This window comes from Bacteroidota bacterium (genome assembly GCA_013360915.1).
Lineage (GTDB): Bacteria > Bacteroidota > JABWAT01 > JABWAT01 > JABWAT01 > JABWAT01.
The window spans coordinates 17,976-44,190 of sequence record JABWAT010000005.1 but is presented as its reverse complement, the minus strand read 5'-3'; the positions used below and the strand labels follow the sequence as shown (position 1 = coordinate 44,190).

The following is a 26,215-nucleotide window of genomic DNA, read 5'->3' as shown; positions in this document are numbered from 1 at the left end:
CGGAGGGACTGATGTCAACCGTAGCCCTTTGTTATTTAAAGCCATCCGGCCGGATAATGATTTTTTCGGTTGGTTCTTTATTTTAGCATACACACATGCCTGATCAGGCGCCTGAAAAACCGGCTTACCGGGACAGATCACCTGAAAAAAGGCCAATCCGATTGGAGGACATGGTGAAACTTGCAGAATTAGCCGACTTTCTGGGCGGCCGTTTACAGGGGAATCCCGAGCTTGAAGTGACGGGTATCGCCAAAATCGAAGAAGCGGGTGAAGGCCAGATCACCTTTATTTCGAACCCGAAGTACGAAAAGTTTCTGGCAAACACCCGGGCCTCGGCCGTCATCTGTTCCCACGATACCACCATTCCCGAACATGGGCCGGAACACTCCATCCGGGTGGATGATCCCTATTCTGCCTTTCTGTTTACGCTTGAACGGTTTAATCCGCCGGTTTCCTGGTCGGTTCCCGGTATTCATCCCGGCGCCGTTATTGACCGCACTGCCACAGTCGGCAAGGATGTTTTTGTTGGTCCCGGTGTGGTGATTTATGCAGGGGTCAAAATCGGAGACCGTTGCAGGATTCATGCCAATACTGTGATTGGTCCCGGAACCTCTCTGGGCGATGACTGTCTGCTGTATCCCAATGTGACCGTCTATCATCAGGTCCAGATTCATGATCGGGTGATCATTCATGCCGGTGCAGTTATCGGTTCGGATGGATTTGGTTTTGTACCTGGAAAAGACGGTGTTTACCGCAAAATTCCGCAGATGGGCTTTGTGATTCTTGAAAATGATGTGGAAATCGGAGCCAATACCACCATCGATCGTGCAACACTGGGTGCCACAGTGGTTAAACATGGGACCAAACTCGATAATCTGATTCAGATTGCCCACAACGTCAATGTGGGAGAGAATACGGTCATGGCTGCACAGGTGGGCGTGGCTGGTTCGGTGAAAATCGGATCTGGTTGTCAGATCGGCGGGCAGGTCGGAATTGCCGGACATCTTGAAATTGCCAATCAGGTCAATATCGGTGCACAATCGGGAGTGAGTAAATCATTGACCCAGAGCGGGTTTACCTATTTTGGAACACCTGCAAAGCCTGTCAAGGAAGCTTTCCGTCAGGAAGGTGCCATGCGACAGTTGCCTGTCTTGCTTCGGCAGGTTAAGGAGCTGGAAGACAAACTCCATCACCTGGAAGCTAAACTTTCTGAAGGAAAATAAATCGTATGATCGAAAAACAGCGGACCATCAATGGTGATGTAACGATCCGCGGTGTGGGACTTCACACCGGGCATCACACCACACTGACCTTTAAACCGGCCCCTGAAAATTATGGTTACCGGTTTGTTCGGGTCGATTTACCCGGACACCCCGAAGTGCCTGCCGATGTGAACTATGTGGTGGATCTTGCACGCGGAACCACCATTCAGCTTGGAGAGGCCCGGGTTCATACCGTGGAACATGTTCTGGCTTCGCTGGTTGGATTGCAGATCGACAATTGCCGGATCGAACTGGATGGTCCGGAACCACCTGTGATGGATGGGTCGGCCAAACCCATTGTAGATGCCCTGATGACCGTGGGTACCGTTGAACAGCAGGCCATGCGGGATTATCTGGTCATTGATCAGACCATTCAGTATGTCGATGAAACAAAGGGTATTCAGATTGTTGGTCTGCCAAGCGATGATTTCCGTCTGACGGTTATGGTGGATTACAACAACCCAGCGCTTGGAAGTCAGCACACCGGTATGTTCAACATCCGTGAGTTCGTAAATGAATTTGCCTCTGCACGGACTTTTTGTTTTCTCACAGAAGTCGAAATGCTGGCCGAAGCAGGCCTCATTCAGGGTGGCGACATCGACAATGCAGTGGTTATCGTAGACCGGAAAATCAATCCGGAAGAATTGAACCGTTTAAAAGGAAAGCTCGGATTGCAATCTGAGCTGGTTCTGGGAGAAAACGGGATCTTAAATAACAAGGAACTGAGATATAAAAACGAACCGGCCCGGCATAAACTCCTTGACCTGATGGGCGATCTGGCACTCATTGGTGCCCCGCTGAAAGCGCAGGTTCTTGCAGCCCGTCCCGGCCATGCCGCCAACATTGCGTTCGTGAAGGAACTCAGAAAACTGGTCGAAGCCAGAAAGCTGACCAGGAAATTCCAGCATGTTAAAAAAGAAAACATTGTCTTTGATATCCAGGCCATCGAGAAAATCCTTCCCCATCGCTACCCGTTTCTGCTCATTGACCGGATCACCGAGTTTAAGCTTGATGAAAAGATCACAGCCATCAAAAACGTGACCCGGAATGAACCGTTTTTCAATGGGCATTTTCCCGGACATCCGGTAATGCCGGGCGTGCTGATCGTGGAAGCCATGGCACAAGCTGGTGGTATTCTTCTTCTCAACGGAATGGAAAATGTGAATGAAACGCTTGTTTATTTCATGAGCATTGATAATTGTAAATTCCGTAAACCGGTTACGCCGGGTGATCAGTTGGTGATAGAGATCGAAATGGTTTCCCGCAAACGGAAAATCTGCTCTATTAAAGGCAAGGCGTTGGTGGATGGGCAGGTGGTCTGCGAGGCAGACATGATGGCTTCAATAATCGAACGTAATTCCTGAGGAAATTTCAATGTCATCTCAGATACATCCAACAGCCATCGTATCCTCAAAGGCGGTGTTAGGCGAAGGTACCAGCGTGGGCCCTTTTGCCGTCATCGAGGATGATGTGATCATCGGGAAGGATTGTGTGATCGGGAGCAGTACCCTTATCGGTAACGGGGCCCGGCTGGGTGATCAGGTGAAGGTTCATCACGGAGCAGTGGTTTCTACCGCTCCTCAGGATCTGAAATACAAAGGAGAACCTACCATCCTGTCGGTAGGAGACCGGACGGTGATCAGGGAATTCTGTTCATTGAACCGGGGCACCGTTCATTCCAATAAGACCGTAATCGGGTCTGATTGCCTGTTAATGGCCTATGTGCATGTGGCTCATGACAGTGTGGTTGGAAATAAAGTTATCCTTGCAAATGGCGTTCAGGTGGCCGGACATGTGGAAATCCACGAACATGCCATCATCGGCGGAATGACACCGGTTCATCAGTTTACTAAGATTGGCGCTCATGCCATGATCGGGGGCGGATTCCGTGCAACCAAGGATGTTCCTCCTTACGTGCTGGCCGGAAGGGAACCCATGGTGGCGGAAGGACTGAATCTGATCGGACTGCGCCGGCGTGGTTTTTCACGCGAGACGATCGAATCACTGGACACCTGTTTTATGATACTCTACCGCAGGGGACTCAATGTCAGTGATGCGCTGAAAGCCATTGAAGCCGAGGTTCCTGCCAATCCTGAGGTATCTTATTTTGTGCAATTTATCCGCAGTTGTGACCGCGGAATAATCCGGGGACCAAAGTGAGCTCCATCCGATGGATGGAGGAATCGGGTCAAACAGGATTGTTCAATATGGGGGCCGATGCTGCTGCAATCGAGTCCCTGATCAGCGGATTGGGAGAACCCGTTTTCCGCCTTTATAACTGGTCCCCCTGGTGTCTGTCTCTTGGCTATCACCAAAAGCCGGATGAAGTCAATTTTGAGGCCCTCAGAGCCGCCGGGGCCATGGTAGTCAGACGCCCCACTGGCGGAAGAGCCGTGTTTCACGCCAATGAAATTACCTACAGCTGCATTATTCCGCTGGGTGACCACCCGCCGTCCTACTGGTACGAGCGTCTTCATGAAGCCATTCATCTGGCTCTCCTGAAACAGTCCGTTCAAACTGTGCGGACCACTTCATCGGATGAATTCCGTGCCATTTATCAGCAATACCGGAGTGTTCCCTGCTTCATTTCTTCTGCACAGAGTGAGTTGCTGCTGAACGGAAAAAAAGTGGTGGGCAGCGCCCAGCGGCAGTATGGTCCCGTGATACTGCAGCACGGATCGATTCCGGTAGATCACAGCCATGAAGCGGTGATTGATTATCTGAACTGGACTTCCCCCGAAGAAAAGGCATCAGCCAGGGCGGTGCTCGCAAAGAAAGCAACATGTCTTTCAGAGGCGAACCCCGGTTTTTCTATTCCGGTGTTTTATTCCGATCTTCGCAGGCTGTTCGGTGAAGTAACCGGTTTTAAGGTTGAGTCGGGGGACTGGAAACCGGAAGAGCACGAACTGATTGCTCAACTGTCAAAAAAATTCCGGGTGAACCATGAGCATTGAAGGATCGCTTAAAAAAGTAACCACGCAAACCGTCAGAGAAGCCAAGCTGACCGGCACCCGGCTCACCATGCTGACTGCCTATGACTTTACCATGGCCCGTCTGCTCGATCGGGCCGGCATCGATATTTTCCTGGTAGGCGATTCCCTTGGAATGGTGATTGCCGGCTATGAAACCACCCTTCCCGTCACTGTCGACCAGATGATTTATCACTCCAGTGCTGTGGTCCGTGGAACTACCCGAGCGCTGGTGATTACCGATATGCCCTTTATGTCCTATCAGGTAACAGCCGAGGAGGCCCTGATCAACGCAGGACGGATCATGAAGGAATCGGGGGTTTCCGGGGTTAAACTGGAAGGTGGCAAAGCCGTGGCTGCTACCATAAACAAGATTGTGTCGGCTGGTATACCGGTCATGGGTCACCTCGGCCTGACCCCGCAGAGTATTCACCAGTTTGGTTCCTATAAAGTCAGGGCCAAGGAAAAGACGGAAGCCGAACAATTGATATCGGATGCGCGTGCATTGGAAGCGGCCGGTTGTTTTGCAATCGTTTTAGAAAAAGTACCCGCCCAACTGGCCGCACAGGTGACCGCCAGCCTGTCCATTCCGACCATTGGAATCGGTGCCGGACCCTCCTGTGATGGTCAGGTGCTGGTCAGTTATGACATGCTCGGGTTATTCACCGAATTCAAGCCGCGCTTTGCCCGGCGTTATGATGATCTGGGGTCCAGAATCATTGAGTCGGCCCGCCGGTATGCCGATGATGTCCGAAATAAAAAATTCCCTTCAGCAGAAGAAAGTTACTGATTCCGATTATGAATAAACCACGGGTTCTGGTGTGCAATGATGATGGAATCAATGCACCGGGTATTTATGCACTAGCACAGGCGCTGAAAGATCATTTCAATGTAACAGTGGTCGCTCCTGATAAACAAATGTCGGCAGTGGGTCATGCCATCACCATTCAATCTCCCCTGAGAGTTCAGGAACACCGGATCAATGGTGAATTTTTCGGTCATGCGGTTAATGGCACACCGGCAGATTGCGTGAAACTTGCCCTGCGATCCATCATGAAGGAAAAACCCGATCTGATTGTGTCGGGTATTAATCACGGGGCTAATACATCGACTTCAATCATGTATTCCGGAACCGTGTCGGCTGCAACGGAAGGAACGTTTATGGGGATTCCTTCGGTGGCCATTTCCCTGGCAACATTCGGCATCCCCGATTTTGGTCCTGCCGCAGATTTTATTCCCGGGTTCAGTAAGCTGGTCCTGAAAAACCAATTACCGGCCGGCGTTCTCCTGAATGTGAACATTCCCCCGGTGCCAAAATCTGAAATCGCAGGAATCAAAGTCACCAGAATGGGGAATGCGGTCTGGGATGATGACTATGACCGCCGGAAGGATCCGCACAACAACACCTATTACTGGCTGACCGGAAAAATGATCATGGTGGATGATGCCGATGATCAGGATGAAATTGCTGTATTGAATAATTTTATTTCGGTAACCCCGATTCAATTCGATTTAACTTCTTATCAATTTCTGGATGAACTGAAAAAATGGCACCTTTCTTTTTAATCTCGGGTCTGAATGACATCAGACAATGGATTTCCGGTTACATAACCGATGATGTCTGGGCCGATTTTTCCTTTCTGGCTCTTGCGCTGGCCGCTGCCGGTGTGCTGGTACTGGTGGTCAAACTGATTTTTGTGGTGATTGAGCGGTTTATCACCCGCGAAACCGAAACCACCCTTGACGACAAAATTCTTACCCTGATCAGCCAATCCATCGATCAGATCATTTTCATCATTGCCTTCTACCTGTCCTTCGATGAGATCAGGGGACATTTTTCTGAAACCACCCAAAGCGTGCTTATCGGTCTGTCGGTAACCATCTTCTCCTATCTCGTTTGCCGGTTCCTGGTGAAATTGTTCGATATTATCATGCAATGGTATGTGGAATCGATTGCTTCAAAAACCGAAACGTCGGTTGATGAGGAATTTGCTCCATTGGTGGAGCGACTTGTTAAAATCGTCATATACGTGGGCGGCGTGGCCTTCGTCCTGAATTATTTCCAGATTGATCTTACGGGTCTGGCCATTTTTGCCGGGGCTGTTTCATTTGCAGTCGGATTTGCCTCTCAGGATACCTTGTCGAACATGATTGCCGGATTTGTGATCATGATTGATCGTCCATTCCGGGTGGGAGACCGCGTACGGCTGGTGGCAAGTGGTCTGGTCGGGGATGTTATTCATATCGGGCTTCGGTCCACCAAGATTCTGAATTTTGAGAACCACACGGTTATTATTCCCAATGCAGAGATTGCAAAAAGTCAGGTGATCAATTACAGTTACCCAGATCCGGCTGCCCGGGTCAAGATTGATGTGATTGTGGCAAGCGGAACCGATCTGGAAAAGGTCAAGTTATTACTGGAAACCACCGCGGCTGCACATCCGGAAATTATGAAAGACCCGGTTCCGAGATGTTATTTTCTCGAGTTTCAGGAGAATGGGTTGTTGCTGACTGTAATCAGCCGGGTTGCTAACTACCGCGATGAATTCCGCGTGGCCGAAGAATTGCGTGTTCAGATCAATGAAGCACTCCGGTCGGCTGGTGTGGTCGTTCCCTATCCGCAGCGGGTGGTTCATTTTCAGGGAAAACTTCCTTCCTGACAGGTAACAAATTAACGTCCGGATCGTATACCGGACATTTTCTGGAGATTCTGGAATGTCGGATGCCCAAAATACCGATCTGTCTTTTCTTAAAATGAACCGTGAGGCACGGGAGCCGGACCAACCCAAACGCCGGCCCCTGCTTGTGGGGGGATTGGCCATAGCCATTGTACTGATTGTGGTGGGTCTGATCTGGCTGCTGACGGGCGGTGAAACAGCCGGTAAAACCGAAACCGGACTGGCGGTTCTGACGACGCCGGCCCAGGAAAACACCCTTCTGACATCGAGCGGTTATGTGGTGGCCCAGCGGAAAGCAGCCGTTGCCAGCAAAGGAACCGGACGGCTGGAGGAATTATCGGTCATTGAAGGTGATCGTGTCAAACAGGGTCAGATTATAGGCCGGATCGAATCGGGAGATGTGGAGGCCGCTTATGATCAGGCGTCTGCCTCGGTTTCCATCAGCCGTGCCACCCTTTCCACTGCTCAGGTGGAAAAAGAAGAGGCCATTCTTTTTCAAAAACGTCAGGCTGAACTGTTTCGGACCAATCTGATCTCAAAAAGTGAAATGGAATTGGCCGATTTCCGGCTCCGCAGGGCTGAAGCGGCCTATCTTTCTGCGGAAGCATCTGTTCAGGTTTCAGAGGCAAATCTGAAAGCGGCCTCGGTTGCAGTCGAAAATACCCGTATCCGTGCTCCGTTCGACGGAGTGGTGCTGACCAAGAATGCAAATGTTGGCGAGGTGATTTCTCCGTTTGGTGCTGCTGCCGGTAGCCGTGGTGCCGTGGTGACCATCGCCGATATGACTTCTCTTGAAGTCGAGGCGGAAGTTTCAGAATCAAGCATTCAATCCATCCGCGAAGGAATGAATTGTGAAATCATGTTGGATGCTTATCCATCGGTCCGTTACAATGGTTTTGTGAACAAGGTGGTTCCCACCGCTGATCGTGCAAAGGCCACGGTCCTTACTAAGGTTCGGTTCAGAACGCTGGATGAAAAAGTGCTTCCGGAAATGCGGGCAAAAGTGAATTTTCTTAATGAAAAGTCGGTGGGGGATGCAAAGGCATCGGTTCCCAAGCTGACCGTTCCCATTACCGCCGTGACGGACCGTGACGGTGAAAAAGTGGTGTTTGTGATTGCGAATGGAATCGTCGATCGCCGTGTGGTTTCCACTGGTGAAGCATCCGGTTCCAGAATTGAAATCCTGTCGGGTGTTCAGGCCGGTGAACGGGTGATTCTCCGCCCCGCTGAGACACTGAAATCAGGTGATCAGATGGCAACCGAGTAATCTGTGGATCGAAAAAAAGGACAAAGCAATGAGTGATATTGTAACTGTCAGTGGTCTGACGAAATTATACTATCGGGGATCCATCGAGATTCCGGTACTGCAAAACCTGAATCTGTCGGTTCCATCCGGGGAATTTCTGGCCCTGATGGGTCCTTCAGGATCGGGAAAAACCACCCTGCTGAACCTGATTTCAGGAATTGATCGTCCCACCAGCGGCTCGATTATGGTGGGAGGAACCGACATCGCCACTCTGTCAGAGTCTCAGCTGGCTGTCTGGAGAAGCCGGAATGTGGGATTTATTTTCCAGTTTTATAACCTGATTCCCGTTCTCACAGCCTATGAAAATGTGGAGTTGCCGCTTGAGCTGACCTCGCTGAGCAAGAAACAGAAAAAAGAGCGGGTGGAAGCCATGCTCAATCTGGTGGGTCTGGGCGACAGAATGGATCACTATCCCAAGCAACTGTCGGGCGGGCAGCAGCAGCGGGTGGCCATTGCACGTGCCATCGTAACCGATCCGGCCATTCTGATTGGTGATGAGCCAACCGGAGATCTGGACCGCAAGTCGGCAGGTGACATTCTCACCTTGCTTGAGCGACTGAATAAGGAACTACAAAAAACCATTATCATGGTCACCCACGACCCCCATGCAGCTGAACGGGCACACACCATTCGCCACCTTGAAAAAGGTGAGCTCATGGCAAGCTGAGGTTCTCCATGATTATCACCAAATTTATTGTTAAAAACGTCTTCCGGCACAAATTGCGGACGGCGTTGACCATCCTTGGTCTGGCCATTGCTGTTATGGCATTTGGCCTGCTTCGTACTGTGGTGACCGCCTGGAATTACGGCGTGGATGCCTCTTCGTCGACCCGCCTGATCACCAGACATGCGGTCTCGTTTATTTTTCCGCTACCCTATAATTACCGCGACCAGATTGCCCAGATTCCGGGTGTTAAGCAGGTTTCCTTTGCAACCTGGTTCGGTGGTGTTTATAAAGACAATGCCCCCGATGCTTTCTTCCCCCGGTTTGCGGTGGATCCGGAATCATTTTTCCCGGTTTATAACGAATTTATCCTGCCCGATGATCAGTTGAAGGCTTTCATCTCTCAACGGAACGGGTGTGTGGTGGGTAAGAAAATTGCCGACCAGTTCGGATTTAAAATCGGGGATATCATTACCATGCAGGGCGATATTTTCCCTGGGATGTGGGACTTTGTGGTGACCGGTATTTACTCTGGGCGCGACAAAACAGTCGATGAGACTCAGATGATCATTCAATGGGCTTACCTGGATGAATCACTGAAGGAAACCTCGCCCTCCCGTGTGGGTTATGTGGGCTGGTATATTGTAGCCATTGATAAGGCCAACCAGGCTGGAATGGTTTCAGAGTCGATTGATGGGTTGTTCAGTAACTCTTCCGCCAAAACCAAAACCGAAACAGAAAAAGCCTTTCAGCAGGGATTTGTTTCCATGTCGAGTGCCATTCTGGCTTCCCTCGAGATCATTTCCTTTGTTATCATAGGTATCATCCTTCTGGTTCTTGGAAATACCATGATCATGTCGGCCCGGGAACGGATCAGAGAATATGCCGTTCTGAAAGCGTTGGGATTTTCATCAGCTCTGGTATCGGGTTTAATTATCGGGGAATCGGTGCTGATCGGATTCGCAGGCGGACTGATTGGTCTGGCATTGACCTTTCCGATTGCCAATGCATTCGGTCAGGCATTCCCGACCATTTTCCCTGTCTTTGAAGTGATGCCGGTTACCATGATTCTCTCGGTCGGATTTTCACTGGGAGTCGGGTTGCTTGCTTCGGCCTTTCCTGCATGGAAATCGGGCCGGACCACCATCGTAGACGGTTTACGCCAGATCGAATAAGGAGATTAACCATGAAAGTTCCATTCAGTTACAACTGGCGAAATCTATGGGCCCGAAAACTGACCACTGGTCTGACGGTTACCGGTATCTCACTGGTGGTATTTGTTTTTGCAGCCGTTCTGATGCTCTCGGAAGGAATCAGGGATACCATGGTGGCCACCGGTTCAAAAGACAATTTAATTATCATCAGAAAAGGGTCGACTTCTGACTTATTAAGTGTGGTCATGCGTGAACAGATCGACCTGGTTTCCACATTCCCGGAAATGCAGAAACATGCCGATGGCTCAATCATGGCAACCGCTGATGTGGTGACCATGATCAATCTGGATAAAAAGGGCAGCGGTGATATGGGTAACATCTACCTGAGGGGGATGGCAAACCCAGCCAACAACATTCGTCCACAGGTGAAGCTGGTTGAAGGTCGGTGGTTCCGGCCCGGGCAGGCAGAAGCAGTGGTGGGTAATAAAGTTCATGATCTGTTTCAGGGCGCCGAAGTTGGCAGGGAGATTGAAATCGGCAGCAGGAAACTGCTGGTTGTTGGAATTCTGGATGCCGGCAAAACCGGGTTTGCTTCTGAAATCTGGACCGATGCCGACCTGATTCTGAATGAATACAACCGGGCCAATGCCTTTTCAACCTTCACTTTCCATCTGGGAAATCAGGATGATTTCGAGGTGATTAAAACCCGGCTGAGTTCCGAGAAACGACTTCAGGATCTGGAGGTGAAACGTGAGCAGGATTATTACCTTGAACAATCCCAGTTCATGGCCACATTTATCACTGCTCTCGGACTGGTGGTTACCATCATATTCAGTTTTGGTGCCATGATCGGAGCCATGATCACCATGTATGCAGCGGTTTCTAACCGGACCACCGAAATCGGGACCCTGAGGGCACTGGGTTTTAAAAGAAGAAGCATCCTCACTGCATTTCTGGTGGAAGCTGTTGTTCTTGCCCTGATTGGCTGTGCTGTCGGGTTGGTTTTAGCGTCGGGACTTCAGGCTGTGACGTTCTCAACCACCAATTTCGGAACGTTTTCCGAATTGGCCTTCGGGTTCTCAATGAGTACTTCAACCATCATCAGCACGTTTATTTTTGCGCTGGTCATGGGTCTGGTAGGCGGATTTTTACCGGCCGTCAGAGCAGCCCGCCTGAATATTGTTTCCGCTTTACGGGCAGAGGGTTAAGCGAAGAATTTCTTCCCGATTACCACCACACCCCCATCGGACACTGTGTATTTTTTCCGGTCTTCTTCCAGATCGTAGCCAATCACAGTGCCGGGTGGGATGTGGTTATCGCGGTCAATAATGGCCCGTTTGATTTTGCAATAACGACCAATATCCACATGCGGAAAAATCACAGATTGGTGAACATCGGCCCAACTGTTGACGCGTACATCGTAGTGCAGGACACACTGATCGACCCGCCCCCCTGAGATGAGTGAACCCGGCGCAACCACAGAATCGGTCATCAGTCCAACCCGACCTTCTGCTTCAGACTTGAAAATGGTTTTAACCGGTGGGTAATTGCGAGGGGCTGTTCGCAGAGGCCACAATACACTGTAGAGGTTAAAGGCTGGTGCAATACCGGTCAGGTCCATATTAGCTGCCCAGTAAGAATCAATGTCCCCGACATCGCGCCAATAGGATGAATCTCCCGTTTGTGTATCAATCACCCTTTCACGGGTCCCATCCGGGTAAGTCTTAAAAACGTAATCCCTGATCCGGTTCAGCCGGTTGAAGGGATAGGCATATACCCGTTCATTCCCAACCAGCCTGGGAATGATGTGGTTACCAAAATCATCACCCTGAATGGTGTCAAGTGACTCGAACAGGGTTTCCCGGTTAAACAGATAAATTCCCATGGAAACCAATGCCTTATCGGGATTACCTGGGATTGGTTTCGGCTCCTTTGGTTTTTCTTCAAATCCCACAATTCTCCACTCGGCATCTACTTCGAGTACTCCATAACGTCCTGCTTCCTGAATGGGTACTTCGTAACAGGAGATGGTCAGTGATGAGGCATTTTCTTCGTGAAACTGCTGAAAAATCTCATAATTCATTTTGTAGATATGGTCGCCGGACAGGATCAGGAAATTGGTGAAGGGAAGCGTATGCAGGGTATACAGGTTCTGACGAACCGAGTCGGCGGTACCTTTGTACCATTCCTTGCTCACGCGCATTTGCGGGGGGACAATCCGGATGAAGTGACCCAATTCATGATTGAAGATGTTCCAGCCGTCATCAATGTGGTCCATCAGGGACTGTCCCTTGTATTGGGGAAAGACCATGATGTTGTAAATACCCGAATTGATGCAGTTGCTTAACACCACATCAATAATCCTGTAAATGCCTCCGAAATAGACCGATGGTTTGCTTCGGTCGGAGGTGAGCGGATGAAGTCGTTCGCCTTTTCCGCCTGCCAGAATGATGGCCATGGTCTCTTTCACAGACGGTTCTCCCGAGAATTTGGGTACAATCTACTCTTTTTTTTGTGTTTGCACCACCATTTTCGGAAACCTAATTAAATTATAATGGAAGGATCTGAGGTGGGATTAAAAAAAGGCCGGATCGGTCATCACCGGTCCGGCCTCAAAATAAAGAGGAAAGGGGTCAGTTTTTGATTTCTATTCCACCCATGATAACCGTTCCTGTTACAATCACCAGGTGCCGGGTATCGTTTTCCGGACGGTTTTTCCGCGAATCCTCAATTCCACCCAGGAAAGTCTGGGTCCGGTATTCGATGGTCCAGTTGGCGGGCAGATAAATTTCGCATCCTCCCATCAGGACCTGAAGATCCAGTGTGGCTCCGGGGGTTGGTTCTGCTTCACGAAGATCAATTTCGATTCCGCCCATGATGACACTGACCGATCCCCGTGAAAAGGTGGAAGTGTAGTATTTTTTAGTACCTGACATAAAAACCTGCTCCTGCAGGACATTTCCGGCCGCAGAGGTATCGGTGGAAGGTAAGGAAGTGATCGGTGCCCGTGACCTGATCAGAATCCAGATTCCGGCCAGGATAATGGCTGCGGGAACGATAAATCCGGAAAGGTCCATGGGCAGAACATCAAGACGGTCAAGGATCAGAAGAGCACCACCACCGATAAGGATCCAGTTGAACCAATCGGAGAGCGATTGACTGGTATAGATCCTGAGAACCCCGAAGTACACAAAAATGAGCGGCCACCAGATTCTGATCAGTTCGCCGAAATCATACACCTCGGCCTGATCCAGTAAAAGGAACAATCCGAGAATGATCAGGAATACAGCAAATCCGATTTTGGGAGGTTTGGGATTGTTTTGCATCATCAGCTCCGTTTAAATAATGGTGGTTTACGCAGGAGATCTGGTTCCGGTTACAATGCCGGAAAGAAAGCTGGCTATTTCCCGTCCCATGCGTTTGGGATCAAATTGATTCCGGATGGTTTCGGTTCCATTCAAAGCCATCTGCCTGGCATCTGCCGGGTGGTTATGAAGGAAGAACAAGGCCTCGGCGATGGATTCCGGTTCTGCATCGGGGAGCAGCCATCCATTCTTCTGATGGTCAATTATTTCGGCTGCCCCACCACCTGCGTCGGTTGAAACAACGGGAATTCCCAGGGCCATGGCCTCTAGGAGGGCATTGGAAAGCCCTTCTGATCTGGAGACCATCAGGAAGGCAGACGATTGACGGATGGAGGGATAGGGGTTTTTCAGAAATCCGGCAAAACTGACCTGATTGACAATGCCGAGGGATTCGGTCAATGATTCCAGAGATCGCAAAGCTTGCCCGGAACCTGCGATGACCAGCCGACACCGGGAACGTTGTTCCCCGGGCAGCCTCTGAAGAAAGGATGAAAATCCGCGGATGGCATGATCATGTCCTTTCCTGTCCGAAAGTTCACCCACCGAAATCACCTGAAATCCGGTAAACGGATCGGTGGGTTCTGCTGCCTTCTGCAGAATGTCCTCCATCAGGAGACCATTGTAGATAACCCGGATTTTTTCCGGATTTACAAACCGGGTGTCGGTCAGTTGGGTCCGGATGGCGCGGGCGTTGACGATGATGCCATCGGCGAGCCAGTCATACATAAGCCGGTTCCAGATGGTTGGCTGGTATTGGCGTAGGATCCCGATACGGAGCACCGAGTACCGGCGGGTCAGGCGTGCAGCAATCCCAGCCAGAACAATGTCTTTCCGTTTGGTTGGGATTAACACATCAATCCGGTGAGTAAGAATCTTCCAGACCAGAAGTCCGATGGAAAGAAAATCGGCTTCGGAAAGCATGGGGAAGCGCCATTTTCTGTTTGAAAAGCGATCGCCGATGACCGGGCTGCGGTAGAAAAGGAAAACCTGATGACTGGCTGAAAGTTCACCGGCAGCCATTTGCATCCAGCGCTCATTCCCGCCCCAGGAGCGGGCTGAATTCAGAAAACCGATGTTCATTGATTCTGTGATTGATCGGTAGAACCGGTCTGGAACTGAAGGGTGTACAATTTCCGGTAGTCGGGAGAATGATCCAGCAATTCCTGATGCGTTCCGGTTGCAACAATCTCCCCGTCCGACATGACCACGATCAGATCGGCATGTACCACCGTGGAAAGACGATGAGCGATGACCAAAACGGTCCGGTTTTTCATGAGTTTGTAAATGGCATCCTGGACCAGTTTTTCCGATTCAGTATCAAGTGCCGAGGTGGCTTCATCCAGAATCAGAATGGGTGGATTTTTAAGAATGGCCCGTGCGATGGAAAGACGTTGCTTCTGACCGCCCGATAGTTTTACTCCGCGTTCACCTGTGATGGTTTCGAGGCCATTTTCCATTTTCTGGATAAATTCCCAGGCATTGGCCGACCGGGCTGCCTCAATAATGGCCTCATCGGTTACATTTTCCATGCCATAACCAATGTTGTACCGGACGGTTTCATTGAACAAAACCGATTCCTGGGCCACGATCCCGATTTGTTTCCTGAGGGAATCGAGTCGGTAGTCGCGGATATCGATGCCGTCAATGATAATTTTTCCTCCATCGAGATCATAGAAGCGGGGAACCAGGTCTACCATGGTGGTTTTTCCGGCTCCGCTATGGCCGACGAAAGCGACTGTCTGACCTTTCCTGATCGTGAGGTTTACATTCTTCAGAACCAACGGCCCATCGGGTGAATATCTGAACCGGACGGACTGAAATTCGATGGAACCAGAGAGAGGCTTCATATCGGAAGCGCCTGGCTTATCGTATGTTTCAGGTACTGTTTCAAGGGTTCCGACTATCCGCTCTGCTGCAGCCATTCCATTCTGAATCACGTTGTTGACCTGAGTCAGTTCCTTCAGCGGCTGAAAGATGGTGATCATGAAAATGAGGAACCGGATGAAATCTTCGGCGTTCAGCTGGCTGGTATAAACCATGTTGCCGCCATACCATAATAGAAATACCAGAACGATAACAATCAGAACTTCATTCAGCGGAGAGGTCAGGTGGCTGAGCCGGGTGGCACGGAAATTGGCTTTAAAAAATTCGCGGTTTGAGTGAACAATCTTTTCTGACTCTCTTTTTTCACTGGTAAATGCTTTCACCACACGGATGGCCGAGACCATTTCCTGAAAGTGGCTGTAGACCAATCCGATTTTTGAAAAGACCCGGCGGCTTCGGCGGCGGATGCTTTTTCCGATGTACCAGATCGACAGAGCTGAAAGCGGAATCACGGTAACGGTAATAAGGGCCAGTTGCCAGTTGATGATGAACATGATGAGCACATTGACCAGAATCTGGAAAGGGGCCAGCAGCATCCGGCCGAAACTGTTGTTGATCATCGAATTCACCGCACTGACATCATTGAAAACGATGGAAGTGAGCTCTCCGGTTTTATTCCGTTCAAAGAAGCTTAGGGGGAATGTCACCAGCGCAGCCGTCAGCCGGTCACGCATGGCAGTGATGATTTTCAGCTCGATGTAACTGAGAAGGATTTTCCGGTAATATTCGACAATGTTTTTAAACAGATAACTGAGCAGGATGACCATACAGACCATCCAGAGAGTATCGAATTTGGAATCCCGTATCAGCAGGGACCTGAATCCGTTACTGATTTTGTCATAAATACCCTGAGTATCCACCAGGCCGGTCAGGTCTTTTGCCGTTCCCGCACCCGAGGAGGCAGGCAGGAACAATTCACGGATAAAATCCACTGAGACCCACAGGGAGACCGAGTTGAACAGAATGTAAAAAAGGGTGAGTCCAAAACTGAAAAGAATGTGTTTCCAGTAAGGTTTGGCAAAAGCAAGGACTTTCAGGTACAGATTCATACGTGAGCTGACTTCTTTAGAATCAGTTGGGTTAAATGACCAAGCATGATGGCTCCCTGATTTTTCCAATGGTATTGTAAGGCCAATTGTCTGGAACGATCCTTGGCAAAATTGTACTGATCAGGATTGTTCAGTAAAGATTCAAGGGCGGCGGCCAGCGCATGGGAATCGTCCGGAGGGACCAGGTCACCGGGAACACCATCCGGGAAGAAGTCGCGGACAGACGGAAGGTCGCTGGCAACGACCGGGATGCCATGGGAGAGATAATCAAACAATTTATTGGGGGCTGTCAGATATTGATTATAAAATCCGGTGGTCAGGGGCAGCACACCGATGGTTACCTGATCCAGCCAGGCTTCAACCTCGGGGAAAGGAATCCAGCCGGTAATGGTAACCGCATTGGTCAGCCCGAGCGTGGCGATTTCTTCCTGCACGGGTATAATTTCATCGGAATTTCTACCGCCGATGAGAACGAGCGGCACTTTTCTTCCGCGATCATGAAGAAGACGGAGGGCCTGCAACAATACCCGGATTCCCTTTTTTAATTGCAGCGAACCGCTGTAACCGATCAATGGATTTTTCAACCGATCCTGATCTGAAAACCGGTGACTGACCAGTCCTGGCCGAGAGGCCACTACCTGCTGATCCGGAAGGTAACGACGGTACCAGTCTGCTTGTGCTTCCTGTAAACAGAGCAGGCCATCCACACCGGGGAGATAAGTGGTTTCTAACCGGTGGTATTTCGTCGCATTTTTCGGATTGATGTCTGGTTGAAGGGACAGATCGAGATAAAAATTATGGGGTTGGTAAAAAACCGGAATTCCTAGGCGTTTTTTCAGTCTGACCAGGTAGGGAAGTGCACCAGGATCACGGGAAATAACAGCCGAGACCGGTTTGGATTTGTGTAATTTCCTGATTGCCCGGAACGTTCTCAGATAAAACCACTGATTCGACTTGATTCCGAAGAATCGCCGGTCGGGGATCTGGTGAATGGATAGCGACAGGGGGTCGTTGAAACCAAACTTTTTCAACCAGCCGGTTCCGTCGGGGTAATCCTGCCAGACCTGAACAAACAGGTGGGTATCAGCACCGGCAAGTGCCAGACCAATGGCATTGAATAACGTAAAATTGACGGCAGGAAGCGCATCATCCAGGTGGACTTTGTTCACATACACCACAGTGGATGGAGTGGAATTCAACGGGGGCGGCCTTTCTGGGAACCTGCCTGTCAGAACCGGCGCTGTCTACGGAACAACTTGGTTTTTAGCCACCGTTTGGCGGCCTTGAAGGTCAGGGATGTTTTACTGTACCGGAGTGCAAGATAGAAGTTTTCGAGAAACTTTTCATAGTTGCGGTCCGAGTAGAACGTTTGTGCACCAATCATGTGGACCTGTCCCAATGCCCGGTTTTTAAGGTACATCCATTTCGCGGGGACCAATCCGGAGTTAAAAATGCTTTGAACGGCCCTTACACGATCCTCATGCATCAGTTGGGTTTTCCGGGATGTATTGCCGCCGTGATACCTGTACAAAGTCAGGGGTTCGGGGATGTAGCGGAATTTCATACCGCGGGCAGCCATCCGTAACCAAAGTTCATAATCCCCGGCGGTGCGGTAAGTTTCATCAAACAGGCCGGCGTCAATCAGGCTTTTCTTTTTGGCAATCACAGCGCTTGGCATGAGAACATTTTTCATTACCAGATTCCCAAACAGGTTCCGGTCGGTGAGGTTGCGTGCTGCTATATCCTTGTCACGAGAAAGATGGGTTTTGCCACTGTTGAAAAATTTGGTCAGGTTTGTAAACACCAGATCAATTTCAGGTTCTGCCAGAAAAACGGCCATCTGTTTTTCTGTTTTGGTTGGTTTCCACATGTCATCCTGATCGAGCAGGGCGATGTACTCACCGGTTGCAGCCAGAATGCCTGCGTTCCGGGCACGGGCCACATCCCCATTGGACATGCTGATCACTTGTTTGCGACCTGTAAAGGCATTGGCAACATCGAGGGACCGGTCGGTGGATCCGTCATCAACAATAACCACTTCCAGATTGGGCCAGGTCTGATCGAGGACACTGTTCAGACAGGAAGTGAGAAATGACTCACCGTTATAAACCGGAATGACAACCGAGACAAGAGGGGTACCGGACATAAAATCAGTGAAAGCGATTAAGCCTCATTTTCATAGGTTCAGAAAAAAATGATCGCGGTTATGCGGAAAGGGGATGTGCAAAATAGGACTTCTGTGCCAGGGTTCGGTCGGGGAACTGGTAACAGATTGAAAACCAGAATCGTCCCAGAAATCGTACAAACATCGCCTGATTCAGATCACCGGGTTCCCGGTTGATCCCGCTCAGGTCTGAAAATAAGGAGCAACCGGCCGATAACCAATCAGTAAGCGGTGTTGTTCCGGAATCTTTCCTGTCTGCCAGGGTTATTCATCTGTGGAAACCGGGTAAAGAAGTTGTAGCTCTTTGATTGTAGTCAGAACCCGGGTTACACTGATTTGGGTCAGGCACCTGTTCTCACCCCGTTCACAAAAATCCGGATCAATGTATTGCCTGCAGGGACGACATTCAATCGGGTTATAGATTACCCGGACTAACGATCCAACCGGACTAATACGATCCAGGTTTCCGGGCCCCCAAAGTATAATGACTGGTTTTCCGAACAAATTGGCCACATGCCCGGGTCCCGAATCGTTACCGATAAATACACTGCATGCACTTACTTCTGTGATCAGGTCCTGAACAGATCTTGTCAGAGCTACGGTGGCACCTGTTTGCTTTCCAAATTCTGTGATAAGATCCTTCTCAGTTTCGTGAATCAGAACCCGGACCTGGTTTCCCTGATTCACCAATTTGCTGATCAGTTCCTTGTAATTTTCTGCCGGCCACCGGCGTGGTTTCCACTTTCCACCCGGATGGATCAGAATGTGCTTATTTGATGAGGAAGAAAATACCTGATAGGAGAGTCCATTTCCGAACCAGTCTGCAAATTGCGGAATCAAACTTACCAGACCTCTGAACCGGTTGCTGATGTGTTCATTCCGTCCGGCCATATATACCTTTTTAAATGCGAGTCGGCTTCCTGTGTAATAACGTCTTTCTTCAATCATTCCGTAGCGGTAAGTACCCGGAACCTGTAATGCGATTACCGCTGCCTGCGGACTGATAGATGACGATATGATGTAGCGGGAAGGTGCAAGGGAACGATAAACTGCCGGGTTGCCAATCCCCACTGCTTTGACACTCGGAAGCAATGATTCCCAGAAATCTGTCAAAGCAGGCTGACAAATGATTGTTTGTCTGTAGCCCCGGGACTGAAAGACATACAAAACCGGCAGCAGCAAGGCTGCATCACCCAGGCTGGTCGTCTGAATCCAGGTAATTGATTCAGGATGACTGTTTGTTGAAGGTGAAAACAGTGTTCGCACCCACTCAGACAAAATTCTAAGCTTTTTTTTCATGAATCAGTGTTATTATACCGGTAATTTTTATCAGCTTTCCAGGAACCGCAGAAATGGACGTAAAAACCGGTATTTCCTTTTGGTCCGTATTTTACCTTTCCAACGAATTTTCCAGTTTTTTTGTAAAAGAACCCATTTTTGGGTCAGGGTTACCGATTGAACATTGATTAAACCATTCAATCCATCCGGATTTTGAAACTGGCTGAAAGCAACGGATTTGTGATGTGCTTTATTGTGAAGATATAACCAGATTTCAAGATGTTTCTTGGTATACTTCTCCCAGGTCCAGTCACTTACCGAACCGGTCCGTTGCCGGATTTCGGCAGTGATAGAATCGAAAACAGATATCAATTCATTCTCTGACCGGAAAAAAAATGGAATTGCACCGGAGGCTACATCTAAATGATACCCTTGCGGGGTGGTGATTACCGACACCCCTGCTGCCAATGCATCCAGTACGCCGATTTGCCCTTCATCCTCTCCTGTATACAGATAATAGTCCAATCCGGGGATCAGCCGCTGGTAGGAGTCCAGATCGAAATCGGGAAACCAACTGACGGAAAAACCGGCTTCTTTCATTCTGGAAACCCGCGACTCCCATCCACCTCCCATGATGGTAAAACTGAATAACTCCGGATCCAGAGTCATGATCAGCCGGTCGATGAGAAATTCACGTTTTCTGCCATCTGCATACAACCGGGTTGTGATGCCAATGTTTTTTTTTCTGGGTTTAATAACTCCATCCTGAGGAGTATACACCCAGGTCAGTCGTTTTTTGTCCAAACCATGGGCAACCAGTAAATTCATGGTTTCGGCTGACATGCAGATTCCTGCATCCATTGTTACCAGTTGGTGCTTCAGTTTTTTAAGCTTTTTATCCTGATCAACATGCGTGATCATCATGGTCTCAACCGACTGACGGTTATGATCAGGAATCACATGTTCATAATAAATGTGATGATTAATGTCGGCTTCAGGATCGGGTGTCGAAGAAATGACCGATTGAATACCCATTGAAATCAGGTGGTCATTCATCCTGAGTGCAAATTTCCCCAGTATCCACTCATTAACATTTTCATAACTGATCAGATTCACTTTCATTGCGGATCAGGCCACTTTCTCTGCAGTAACACACAAATACCAACAATTTTCATCTGGGGCCTGATCGGTCATCCAGTTTCTTGCATTAAGAATTCTGAATCCGCACAGGTCTAAAAAGTGGGTGAGTTCGGGTAGGAAGAAATACCGCATCGGATGAATTTCATGAAGCTCATTCAGAGAGCCATTCAATTTATTGAGGATAGTCAGATAAAAATGGACATCCACCACGTTTTCATTGTACTTCATTTCGGGTACGGTTAACCGGGTGATTTTTAAATGATCATTTTCAAAGTTTTTTTCCTTACGAACAGGGAGATCGCGCAGAACCCCCGGACCGTACCAGCAATCGAAAATGAAAACACCTCCTGGATTCAGGAAATCTGAAGCGGTCCGGAACGAACTGATCAGATCAGTATTGCTGTTTTGGTAGCTCATAACATGGAACAATGACAGGACCATGTCTCGTTTACTGCGGACGTCCAGTGACCTGATATCACCGACAGAAAAGGTCACTTGTTCTTTTACGGATGAATCGCTTGTTGTCAGGGACGACCTGGCAATCCCAATCATATCGCTGCTTAAGTCAAAGCCGTCGACCCGAAATCCTTTCTTCGCAAAACACAGGGCATGTCCGCCGGTTCCGCAACCCAGTTCTGCAATGGTTTGAACCGATTTTCCGGTTTTATTTAGCAGTGAAATGATGTAGTCGGCTTCAGATTCGTAATTCTTGTCGCGATAGATCAGATTGTAATAGGCCGCATAGTCTTTAAAGGGATTCATGTAAAGTCTCCAGCAACCGGCCTGAAACCTCATGTATCTGATGATCGGTCAGTCCCAATCCGCTTGGTACATAGAATCCCCTTTCGCCCAGGCGTTCAGCCACAGGCATGGATACATCCCTGAACAATCCTGATTTATGGAAAACCGGCTGAAGGTTCATCGGAAAGAAAAACGGTCGTGTTCCCACCTGTTTTGCTGCCAGTTTTTTCATGACTGCAGCGGCATTGAATGGAACCGTATCACTAAGAACAATACCAAAAACCCAATAAATATTAGAGGCATAAGGTAACCGTTCAGGCTGAAGTTCAAGGTGTGGGTTATTACCCAGAAGTTGTCTGTACAATGCACCCATGTGACGTTTCTTCTGAACAAATGAATCCAGACGTTCCAACTGAGCAACTCCAAGAGCAGCCTGCAGATTGGTCATCCGGAAATTCCATCCAAGATCTTCATGATAAAATCGTTTTTCCGGGATAAAACACAAGTTTCTGAGGCTTCTGCAGGTGTCGGCCAGGAGGGGATCGCTCACAACAACCATTCCACCTTCGCCCGTGGTAATATGTTTGTTGGGATAAAAACTGAATGTGGAAATAGTGCCGAAACTTCCGCAGGGTTTGCCGCGGTAAGTCTGACCATGCATTTCAGCCGCATCTTCAATCAGATACAGATCATACTTTTTCGTCAGTTCAAGGACAGGGTCCATATCAACAGGAAATCCGTAAATATGCACCACCATGATTGCTTTCGTCTTTTTTGAAATGACTGCTTCGATCTGGCTGACATCCATGTTCCATGTCACCGGATCTGAGTCGACGAGAACCGGCGTTGCCCCGGCACGGACGATGGCACCGAGACAACTGATAATGGTAAAGGCCGGTACGATTACTTCATCACCTGGACCAATTCCAAGTGCCACCACCGCGAGATCGAGTGCAACTGACCCATTTGCGACAGCAATTCCATATTTTCTGCCGACCCGCTCAGCGAAAAGATCCTCGAATTTTTTAACAAAGGGACCTTCTGAAGAAATCCACCCGGAATCGATGCATTCATTCAGATATTTTTTTTCATTTCCCGACAGATCGGGTTCATTTACTGGAACAGGTGTATAGTTCGTTGTCATGACTTCAGGTTTATTTCAATAGATGGTGATTGAAACCGGGTTTTGTCTGATTCTCCAACATAGGGACCTTGTTTTACCTCGAACATTTCCAGATCGGAAAGGACTTCGAAACCATGCCCTCCTTTGATCAGCAGAATCACATCACCAGACTCCAGAATATAACTTTCTGTATAAACCTGTTTTTCATCGAAGAAATCCACACGAAGCTGGCCACTTCTGATGAATAAAACCTCTTGTGTATACTGTACCTGGCGGGGCACCTGATTGTGAACATGAGGTTGTATCAGTTTCCCTGCCGGATGCTTCATAAAGGCGAGTTGTTGGGAGAATTCATTATCGGTAAAAAACCTGATACCCGGATCTCTGAAACTTGCCTTTACAATTATAGCGTATAATTCATTCTGAATCCGCACATGGATGATCATTGATTTGCTCCTTTAAAAATTCCGTATCCAACTCTTAAACTGATTTAATCGAATCTTTGCATACTCTGAACGGTGAACCGATTGACCTGATGAAAAGACGGGGAGAAAAAATCCAGAGGCGTCCCAGCCGGTTTTTGAAGAAACAGACTGATTCAGTTGAAACCACAACCGGCCGTACAGTCTTTCAAACCTGACCGGGTCGAATCTTTTGATTGTGCGGTTTTTCTGAATCAGTTCCACCAAAAGGTTCCCGATTTCTCTTGTTTCAGCCGGAGTGAATTGAAAATCCTTGTTTATGAATCGGAGGTAAAGTGTCTTGGTTTCATCATCCGAAATGGAATGTAGCGTACTAAGATGTTTTAATTTGACCAGATCAGCAAATCGGTTCTGTTTATCCTTCTGTCCGGTGGAAATCTGGTTAGCGTGAATGTAATAATCCAGTAAACCGTCGGGTAGGTTTGCAAAACGAGCCTTTGAAATCAATCGCTGCCAAAGTTCGAAATCCTGTGCAGCGGGGAAATCAGGATTATACAACGAATCGGAACCAAGGAGGGATTTTCTGATCATAACCGACGGATGTGCGATGGGATTCCTGACCAGCATGGCCACATCAATTTCTTCGTGAGTAAGTGGCTGGGTGATTTTTTTGCCTGATGGAAGTTTACGGAAAGCTGTTCCCAGCACATCTACATCCGGGTGTGACTGCATGAACCCGACCTGCAGCCTGATCCGGTCCTGGTGGGAGACATCGTCAGCATCCATCCGTGCAATGAGTGTTCCATTTGATTCAGCAATGCCGCGGTTCAGGGTGGCAGCGGTTTTCAGATTGGTTTCGTTGCGAAGGATCCGGATGCGGCTGTCATTCAGATTTGCTATTTCCTGAAAAGACCGATCAGAGGAGGCGTCATCGATGAGAATAATTTCAAGATGTTGATAAGTTTGTTTTACGATGCTTTCAACAGCCTTTTTGATGGTGCCCTCCGTATTGTAGACCGGAATAATGACCGATACAAGTGGAGTCAGGTTGCTTTGCTGTTGTTTCATGGATGACTTCGTTAGCTAACACTTACCAACGCTTTTTTAATCTGCAATAAAGGGCACGTGCCGAAAAGCGAAATCCAGAACGATTGACTTTCTGTAACTCCAGATTCTTCCATGAATCATAGATGATGTCAGATATATGGTAATTTAGGGATATACCTCGAAAACTGGCATGTTCCGAGAACCAATTATACCCATTGTCAGCAATCGCTTGAGCCTTATCTGGATTCATAAGATAGTACTCACATACATCAAGTAAGTCGGTGAGATCTGGTCGGATTGATACATAATGAACATTCGGGACTAAATTATGAAATGCGAATCTGTAATTACTAAAATCAGGTGCAACCACTAAACATCGATTTGCTAACCCCTCCCAGAACCGGTAAGTAAGAGGACAAAAACCCCATGGGGCTAAAACAATTGAACTTGATGATAACTCATTATGAAAGTCTGTTTGCTTTAACGGGTCGGTAATCAGTTCATCCGGAATTCGGAAGTCTCTTGTCTGGATTAGTCCGCCAGCAAATGGAAGTCCTGATGCTTTTAGTTTGCTCACAATTTCAAATCGCTGATTTCTGATGATATCAGAAATAGAATTACCTGTTAACTTCCCGATAAAAAAAATTCGTTGTTTTCTTTTTGAAATATCGTTCCCCGGATAACAGGAAAGTGGAGAAAGTACCGGATTTACAAATCCGATTTTATCCATAATGGCTGAGTCTGCAGGAAAACTTTTATCGGTCCAGTGATTTTTATAAAACCCAACTGCCTTTTCAGTAAGCTGCCGGTCTATTTTACTCCAATGAAAGAATTCATGATCATCATTCATAAAAAAGGCGATCCGACCCTCAAATTGACGTAGATGGTCAATGATACCGGGTGAAATCGGATGCTTCTCGTTTAAGCTTAGACCGTGAAACCAGATTGATCCCGTATCATTTTTGGTGGGGACTCCTTTTATAACATGGAACCCATCCCTGATCAGTGCTCCTGCCAGATATCTGTTTCTGCTCATTGTCTGATGGTAATCAGCTGTAAAGAAAATGGTATTCATTATCTATCTGATGTTTCTGGGAAGATCACCAAGCAGAAATCGATTGATGACTGAAGGTCCGGTTATTTTCTGGATATGGTAGAAAACCGAAGCAAGAAAAGTAGATTTAAATGCAACCTTTCGATTGACAAGATTAATCTTTCTTGCCAATAGTTTCTGGAAATTCGCATCCTTTGTTTGTGGAATGTTAAGGTTGGTTAGAACTTCTGTATATCCTGCCCTCATTTTTTTGATATTTTTAGTCATGCCACCGGGTGTTTTTCTATAAACAGCTAATACATCATGGACAATTGAGAATGAGGGATTTTCAGAAAAAAGTCGTAACCAGAGATCAATATCCTCATGGTTGGGAAGTGAAGTATTGAATCTCAGATTTCCTTTAATTAAAAGTGAACGACGTATAAAGAAGCAATGGCAGGGTATGCTTAGAGTTCTTTCCCAGTTAAAAAAAAGGTCTAGTAAGGGATACTCCCTGTTTAAGTGAATCCTGTGTATATTTTCTGGGGTCAATGTAAATAAGTTCTCAAACTCAGACTTATGGTAATCACAAATTGAAATATCTGATTTGTTAGTCTGGCAATTTTCCAATTGACGTTCAAATTTGGTTGGGAACAGGTAATCGTCGGCATCGAGAAACTGAATAAACTCACCGGTTGCCAGATCCAGGCCGGTGTTCCGGGCAGCAGAAAGACCTGCATTGGTCTGGTAATGATACCGGAAACGGGGATCCTTTTTAACAAACTCCTTTGCAACCTCTGAGGTGTTGTCAGTGGAACCATCATCAATAACAATCCCTTCCCAATCGGGGAAGGTTTGTGCCAGAAGACTACTCAGCGTTTCGGGGAGCAGGTGTCCGTAGTTGAAGCAGGGGATAATGACGCTGACCGTGGGCAT

25 protein-coding genes are annotated in these 26,215 nt (G+C 48.3%); 11 read left to right on the top strand and 14 right to left on the bottom strand.

Translation table 11 applies throughout. The features are described 5' to 3' along the window. Window positions 1–170: 170 nt before the first annotated feature. The 11 genes from lpxD to HUU10_08120 are packed head-to-tail and all read left to right on the top strand — an operon-like array spanning window position 171 to window position 11,241. Window positions 171–1,223: a UDP-3-O-(3-hydroxymyristoyl)glucosamine N-acyltransferase gene (lpxD, locus tag HUU10_08170; protein NUQ81570.1), complete on the top strand. Its 1,053-nt coding sequence runs from the start codon at window positions 171–173 to the stop codon at window positions 1,221–1,223. Between the two features lie 5 nt (window positions 1,224–1,228). Beyond that, the gene (locus tag HUU10_08165; protein NUQ81569.1) at window positions 1,229–2,626 is read left to right on the top strand and encodes a bifunctional UDP-3-O-[3-hydroxymyristoyl] N-acetylglucosamine deacetylase/3-hydroxyacyl-ACP dehydratase; all 1,398 of its coding nucleotides are present in this window, start codon (window positions 1,229–1,231) and stop codon (window positions 2,624–2,626) included. Window positions 2,627–2,636: 10 nt separating this feature from the next. Further along, window positions 2,637–3,422, top strand: coding sequence for an acyl-ACP--UDP-N-acetylglucosamine O-acyltransferase (gene lpxA / locus HUU10_08160; GenBank protein NUQ81568.1), 786 nt, complete (start codon window positions 2,637–2,639; stop codon window positions 3,420–3,422). Continuing rightward, window positions 3,419–4,216: a lipoate--protein ligase family protein gene (locus HUU10_08155; protein ID NUQ81567.1), complete on the top strand. Its 798-nt coding sequence runs from the start codon at window positions 3,419–3,421 to the stop codon at window positions 4,214–4,216. The genes lpxA and HUU10_08155 overlap by 4 nt, the downstream gene beginning before the upstream one ends. Beyond that, the gene (gene panB, locus HUU10_08150; protein ID NUQ81566.1) at window positions 4,206–5,021 is read left to right on the top strand and encodes a 3-methyl-2-oxobutanoate hydroxymethyltransferase; all 816 of its coding nucleotides are present in this window, start codon (window positions 4,206–4,208) and stop codon (window positions 5,019–5,021) included. The genes HUU10_08155 and panB overlap by 11 nt, the downstream gene beginning before the upstream one ends. 8 nt (window positions 5,022–5,029) lie before the next feature. Beyond that, window positions 5,030–5,797, top strand: a complete 768-nt coding sequence (gene surE, locus HUU10_08145; protein NUQ81565.1) for a 5'/3'-nucleotidase SurE — start codon at window positions 5,030–5,032, stop codon at window positions 5,795–5,797. After that, entirely contained in the window at window positions 5,779–6,891 is a 1,113-nt protein-coding gene (locus tag HUU10_08140; protein NUQ81564.1) for a mechanosensitive ion channel, read from the top strand. The genes surE and HUU10_08140 overlap by 19 nt, the downstream gene beginning before the upstream one ends. Window positions 6,892–6,946: 55 nt before the next feature. Next, window positions 6,947–8,176, top strand: coding sequence for an efflux RND transporter periplasmic adaptor subunit (locus HUU10_08135; protein ID NUQ81563.1), 1,230 nt, complete (start codon window positions 6,947–6,949; stop codon window positions 8,174–8,176). Window positions 8,177–8,204: 28 nt separating this feature from the next. Continuing rightward, entirely contained in the window at window positions 8,205–8,882 is a 678-nt protein-coding gene (locus HUU10_08130; protein ID NUQ81562.1) for an ABC transporter ATP-binding protein, read from the top strand. Between the two features lie 8 nt (window positions 8,883–8,890). After that, the gene (locus tag HUU10_08125) at window positions 8,891–10,054 is read left to right on the top strand and encodes an ABC transporter permease (GenBank protein NUQ81561.1); all 1,164 of its coding nucleotides are present in this window, start codon (window positions 8,891–8,893) and stop codon (window positions 10,052–10,054) included. An 11-nt stretch (window positions 10,055–10,065) separates the two neighbouring features. Continuing rightward, window positions 10,066–11,241 (top strand): ABC transporter permease, encoded by a 1,176-nt coding sequence (locus HUU10_08120; protein NUQ81560.1) that lies wholly within the window; start codon window positions 10,066–10,068, stop codon window positions 11,239–11,241. On the opposite strand, the gene HUU10_08115 is transcribed toward HUU10_08120, so the two are convergent. From HUU10_08115 to HUU10_08050, 14 genes are all read right to left on the bottom strand, one after another. Next, window positions 11,238–12,503 carry a glucose-1-phosphate adenylyltransferase gene (locus HUU10_08115; protein NUQ81559.1) on the bottom strand — a complete coding sequence of 422 codons (1,266 nt, stop codon included), beginning with the start codon at window positions 12,501–12,503 and terminating at the stop codon, window positions 11,238–11,240. The two genes, HUU10_08120 and HUU10_08115, sit on opposite strands and share 4 nt — an antisense overlap. 163 nt (window positions 12,504–12,666) lie before the next feature. Beyond that, complete coding sequence (locus tag HUU10_08110) at window positions 12,667–13,359, bottom strand: hypothetical protein (protein NUQ81558.1); 693 nt, start codon at window positions 13,357–13,359, stop codon at window positions 12,667–12,669. A 27-nt stretch (window positions 13,360–13,386) separates the two neighbouring features. Then, window positions 13,387–14,478, bottom strand: a complete 1,092-nt coding sequence (locus HUU10_08105) for a glycosyltransferase (GenBank protein ID NUQ81557.1) — start codon at window positions 14,476–14,478, stop codon at window positions 13,387–13,389. Next, a complete protein-coding gene (locus HUU10_08100; protein NUQ81556.1) occupies window positions 14,475–16,331 on the bottom strand; it encodes an ABC transporter ATP-binding protein in 1,857 nt (618 codons plus the stop codon). The genes HUU10_08105 and HUU10_08100 overlap by 4 nt, the downstream gene beginning before the upstream one ends. Beyond that, window positions 16,328–17,530, bottom strand: coding sequence for a glycosyltransferase family 4 protein (locus HUU10_08095; GenBank protein ID NUQ81555.1), 1,203 nt, complete (start codon window positions 17,528–17,530; stop codon window positions 16,328–16,330). The genes HUU10_08100 and HUU10_08095 overlap by 4 nt, the downstream gene beginning before the upstream one ends. Window positions 17,531–17,559: 29 nt before the next feature. Further along, window positions 17,560–18,477 (bottom strand): glycosyltransferase, encoded by a 918-nt coding sequence (locus HUU10_08090; GenBank protein ID NUQ81554.1) that lies wholly within the window; start codon window positions 18,475–18,477, stop codon window positions 17,560–17,562. Window positions 18,478–18,759: 282 nt separating this feature from the next. Further along, on the bottom strand, window positions 18,760–19,794 hold the full coding sequence (locus HUU10_08085) for a glycosyltransferase family 9 protein (protein NUQ81553.1): 1,035 nt from the start codon (window positions 19,792–19,794) through the stop codon (window positions 18,760–18,762). A 30-nt stretch (window positions 19,795–19,824) separates the two neighbouring features. Continuing rightward, entirely contained in the window at window positions 19,825–20,895 is a 1,071-nt protein-coding gene (locus HUU10_08080) for a glycosyltransferase (protein ID NUQ81552.1), read from the bottom strand. A gap of 6 nt (window positions 20,896–20,901) precedes the next feature. Further along, the gene (locus HUU10_08075; protein NUQ81551.1) at window positions 20,902–21,675 is read right to left on the bottom strand and encodes a class I SAM-dependent methyltransferase; all 774 of its coding nucleotides are present in this window, start codon (window positions 21,673–21,675) and stop codon (window positions 20,902–20,904) included. Continuing rightward, entirely contained in the window at window positions 21,662–22,798 is a 1,137-nt protein-coding gene (locus HUU10_08070; GenBank protein NUQ81550.1) for a DegT/DnrJ/EryC1/StrS family aminotransferase, read from the bottom strand. The genes HUU10_08075 and HUU10_08070 overlap by 14 nt, the downstream gene beginning before the upstream one ends. Continuing rightward, entirely contained in the window at window positions 22,795–23,223 is a 429-nt protein-coding gene (locus HUU10_08065) for a hypothetical protein (protein NUQ81549.1), read from the bottom strand. The genes HUU10_08070 and HUU10_08065 overlap by 4 nt, the downstream gene beginning before the upstream one ends. A gap of 12 nt (window positions 23,224–23,235) precedes the next feature. Continuing rightward, complete coding sequence (locus HUU10_08060) at window positions 23,236–24,267, bottom strand: glycosyltransferase (protein NUQ81548.1); 1,032 nt, start codon at window positions 24,265–24,267, stop codon at window positions 23,236–23,238. Window positions 24,268–24,289: 22 nt separating this feature from the next. Beyond that, window positions 24,290–25,321, bottom strand: coding sequence for a glycosyltransferase family 1 protein (locus tag HUU10_08055; protein NUQ81547.1), 1,032 nt, complete (start codon window positions 25,319–25,321; stop codon window positions 24,290–24,292). A gap of 3 nt (window positions 25,322–25,324) precedes the next feature. After that, window positions 25,325–26,215, bottom strand: coding sequence for a glycosyltransferase family 2 protein (locus HUU10_08050; GenBank protein ID NUQ81546.1), 891 nt, complete (start codon window positions 26,213–26,215; stop codon window positions 25,325–25,327).

Excerpts from the sequence above, each read along its gene's own strand:
- lpxD (NUQ81570.1), top strand. The coding sequence starts at position 171 with ATGGTGAAACTTGCAGAATTAGCCGACTTTCTGGGCGGCCGTTTACAG.
- HUU10_08165 (NUQ81569.1), top strand. The coding sequence starts at position 1,229 with ATGATCGAAAAACAGCGGACCATCAATGGTGATGTAACGATCCGCGGT.
- lpxA (NUQ81568.1), top strand. The coding sequence starts at position 2,637 with ATGTCATCTCAGATACATCCAACAGCCATCGTATCCTCAAAGGCGGTG.
- panB (NUQ81566.1), top strand. The coding sequence starts at position 4,206 with ATGAGCATTGAAGGATCGCTTAAAAAAGTAACCACGCAAACCGTCAGA.
- surE (NUQ81565.1), top strand. The coding sequence starts at position 5,030 with ATGAATAAACCACGGGTTCTGGTGTGCAATGATGATGGAATCAATGCA.
- HUU10_08140 (NUQ81564.1), top strand. The coding sequence starts at position 5,779 with ATGGCACCTTTCTTTTTAATCTCGGGTCTGAATGACATCAGACAATGG.
- HUU10_08135 (NUQ81563.1), top strand. The coding sequence starts at position 6,947 with ATGTCGGATGCCCAAAATACCGATCTGTCTTTTCTTAAAATGAACCGT.
- HUU10_08130 (NUQ81562.1), top strand. The coding sequence starts at position 8,205 with ATGAGTGATATTGTAACTGTCAGTGGTCTGACGAAATTATACTATCGG.
- HUU10_08125 (NUQ81561.1), top strand. The coding sequence starts at position 8,891 with ATGATTATCACCAAATTTATTGTTAAAAACGTCTTCCGGCACAAATTG.
- HUU10_08120 (NUQ81560.1), top strand. The coding sequence starts at position 10,066 with ATGAAAGTTCCATTCAGTTACAACTGGCGAAATCTATGGGCCCGAAAA.
- HUU10_08110 (NUQ81558.1), bottom strand. The coding sequence starts at position 13,359 with ATGCAAAACAATCCCAAACCTCCCAAAATCGGATTTGCTGTATTCCTG.
- HUU10_08105 (NUQ81557.1), bottom strand. The coding sequence starts at position 14,478 with ATGAACATCGGTTTTCTGAATTCAGCCCGCTCCTGGGGCGGGAATGAG.
- HUU10_08100 (NUQ81556.1), bottom strand. The coding sequence starts at position 16,331 with ATGAATCTGTACCTGAAAGTCCTTGCTTTTGCCAAACCTTACTGGAAA.
- HUU10_08090 (NUQ81554.1), bottom strand. The coding sequence starts at position 18,477 with ATGTCCGGTACCCCTCTTGTCTCGGTTGTCATTCCGGTTTATAACGGT.
- HUU10_08085 (NUQ81553.1), bottom strand. The coding sequence starts at position 19,794 with ATGAAAAAAAAGCTTAGAATTTTGTCTGAGTGGGTGCGAACACTGTTT.
- HUU10_08080 (NUQ81552.1), bottom strand. The coding sequence starts at position 20,895 with ATGAAAGTGAATCTGATCAGTTATGAAAATGTTAATGAGTGGATACTG.
- HUU10_08075 (NUQ81551.1), bottom strand. The coding sequence starts at position 21,675 with ATGAATCCCTTTAAAGACTATGCGGCCTATTACAATCTGATCTATCGC.
- HUU10_08070 (NUQ81550.1), bottom strand. The coding sequence starts at position 22,798 with ATGACAACGAACTATACACCTGTTCCAGTAAATGAACCCGATCTGTCG.
- HUU10_08065 (NUQ81549.1), bottom strand. The coding sequence starts at position 23,223 with ATGATCATCCATGTGCGGATTCAGAATGAATTATACGCTATAATTGTA.
- HUU10_08060 (NUQ81548.1), bottom strand. The coding sequence starts at position 24,267 with ATGAAACAACAGCAAAGCAACCTGACTCCACTTGTATCGGTCATTATT.
- HUU10_08055 (NUQ81547.1), bottom strand. The coding sequence starts at position 25,321 with ATGAATACCATTTTCTTTACAGCTGATTACCATCAGACAATGAGCAGA.
- HUU10_08050 (NUQ81546.1), bottom strand. The coding sequence starts at position 26,215 with ATGCCCACGGTCAGCGTCATTATCCCCTGCTTCAACTACGGACACCTG.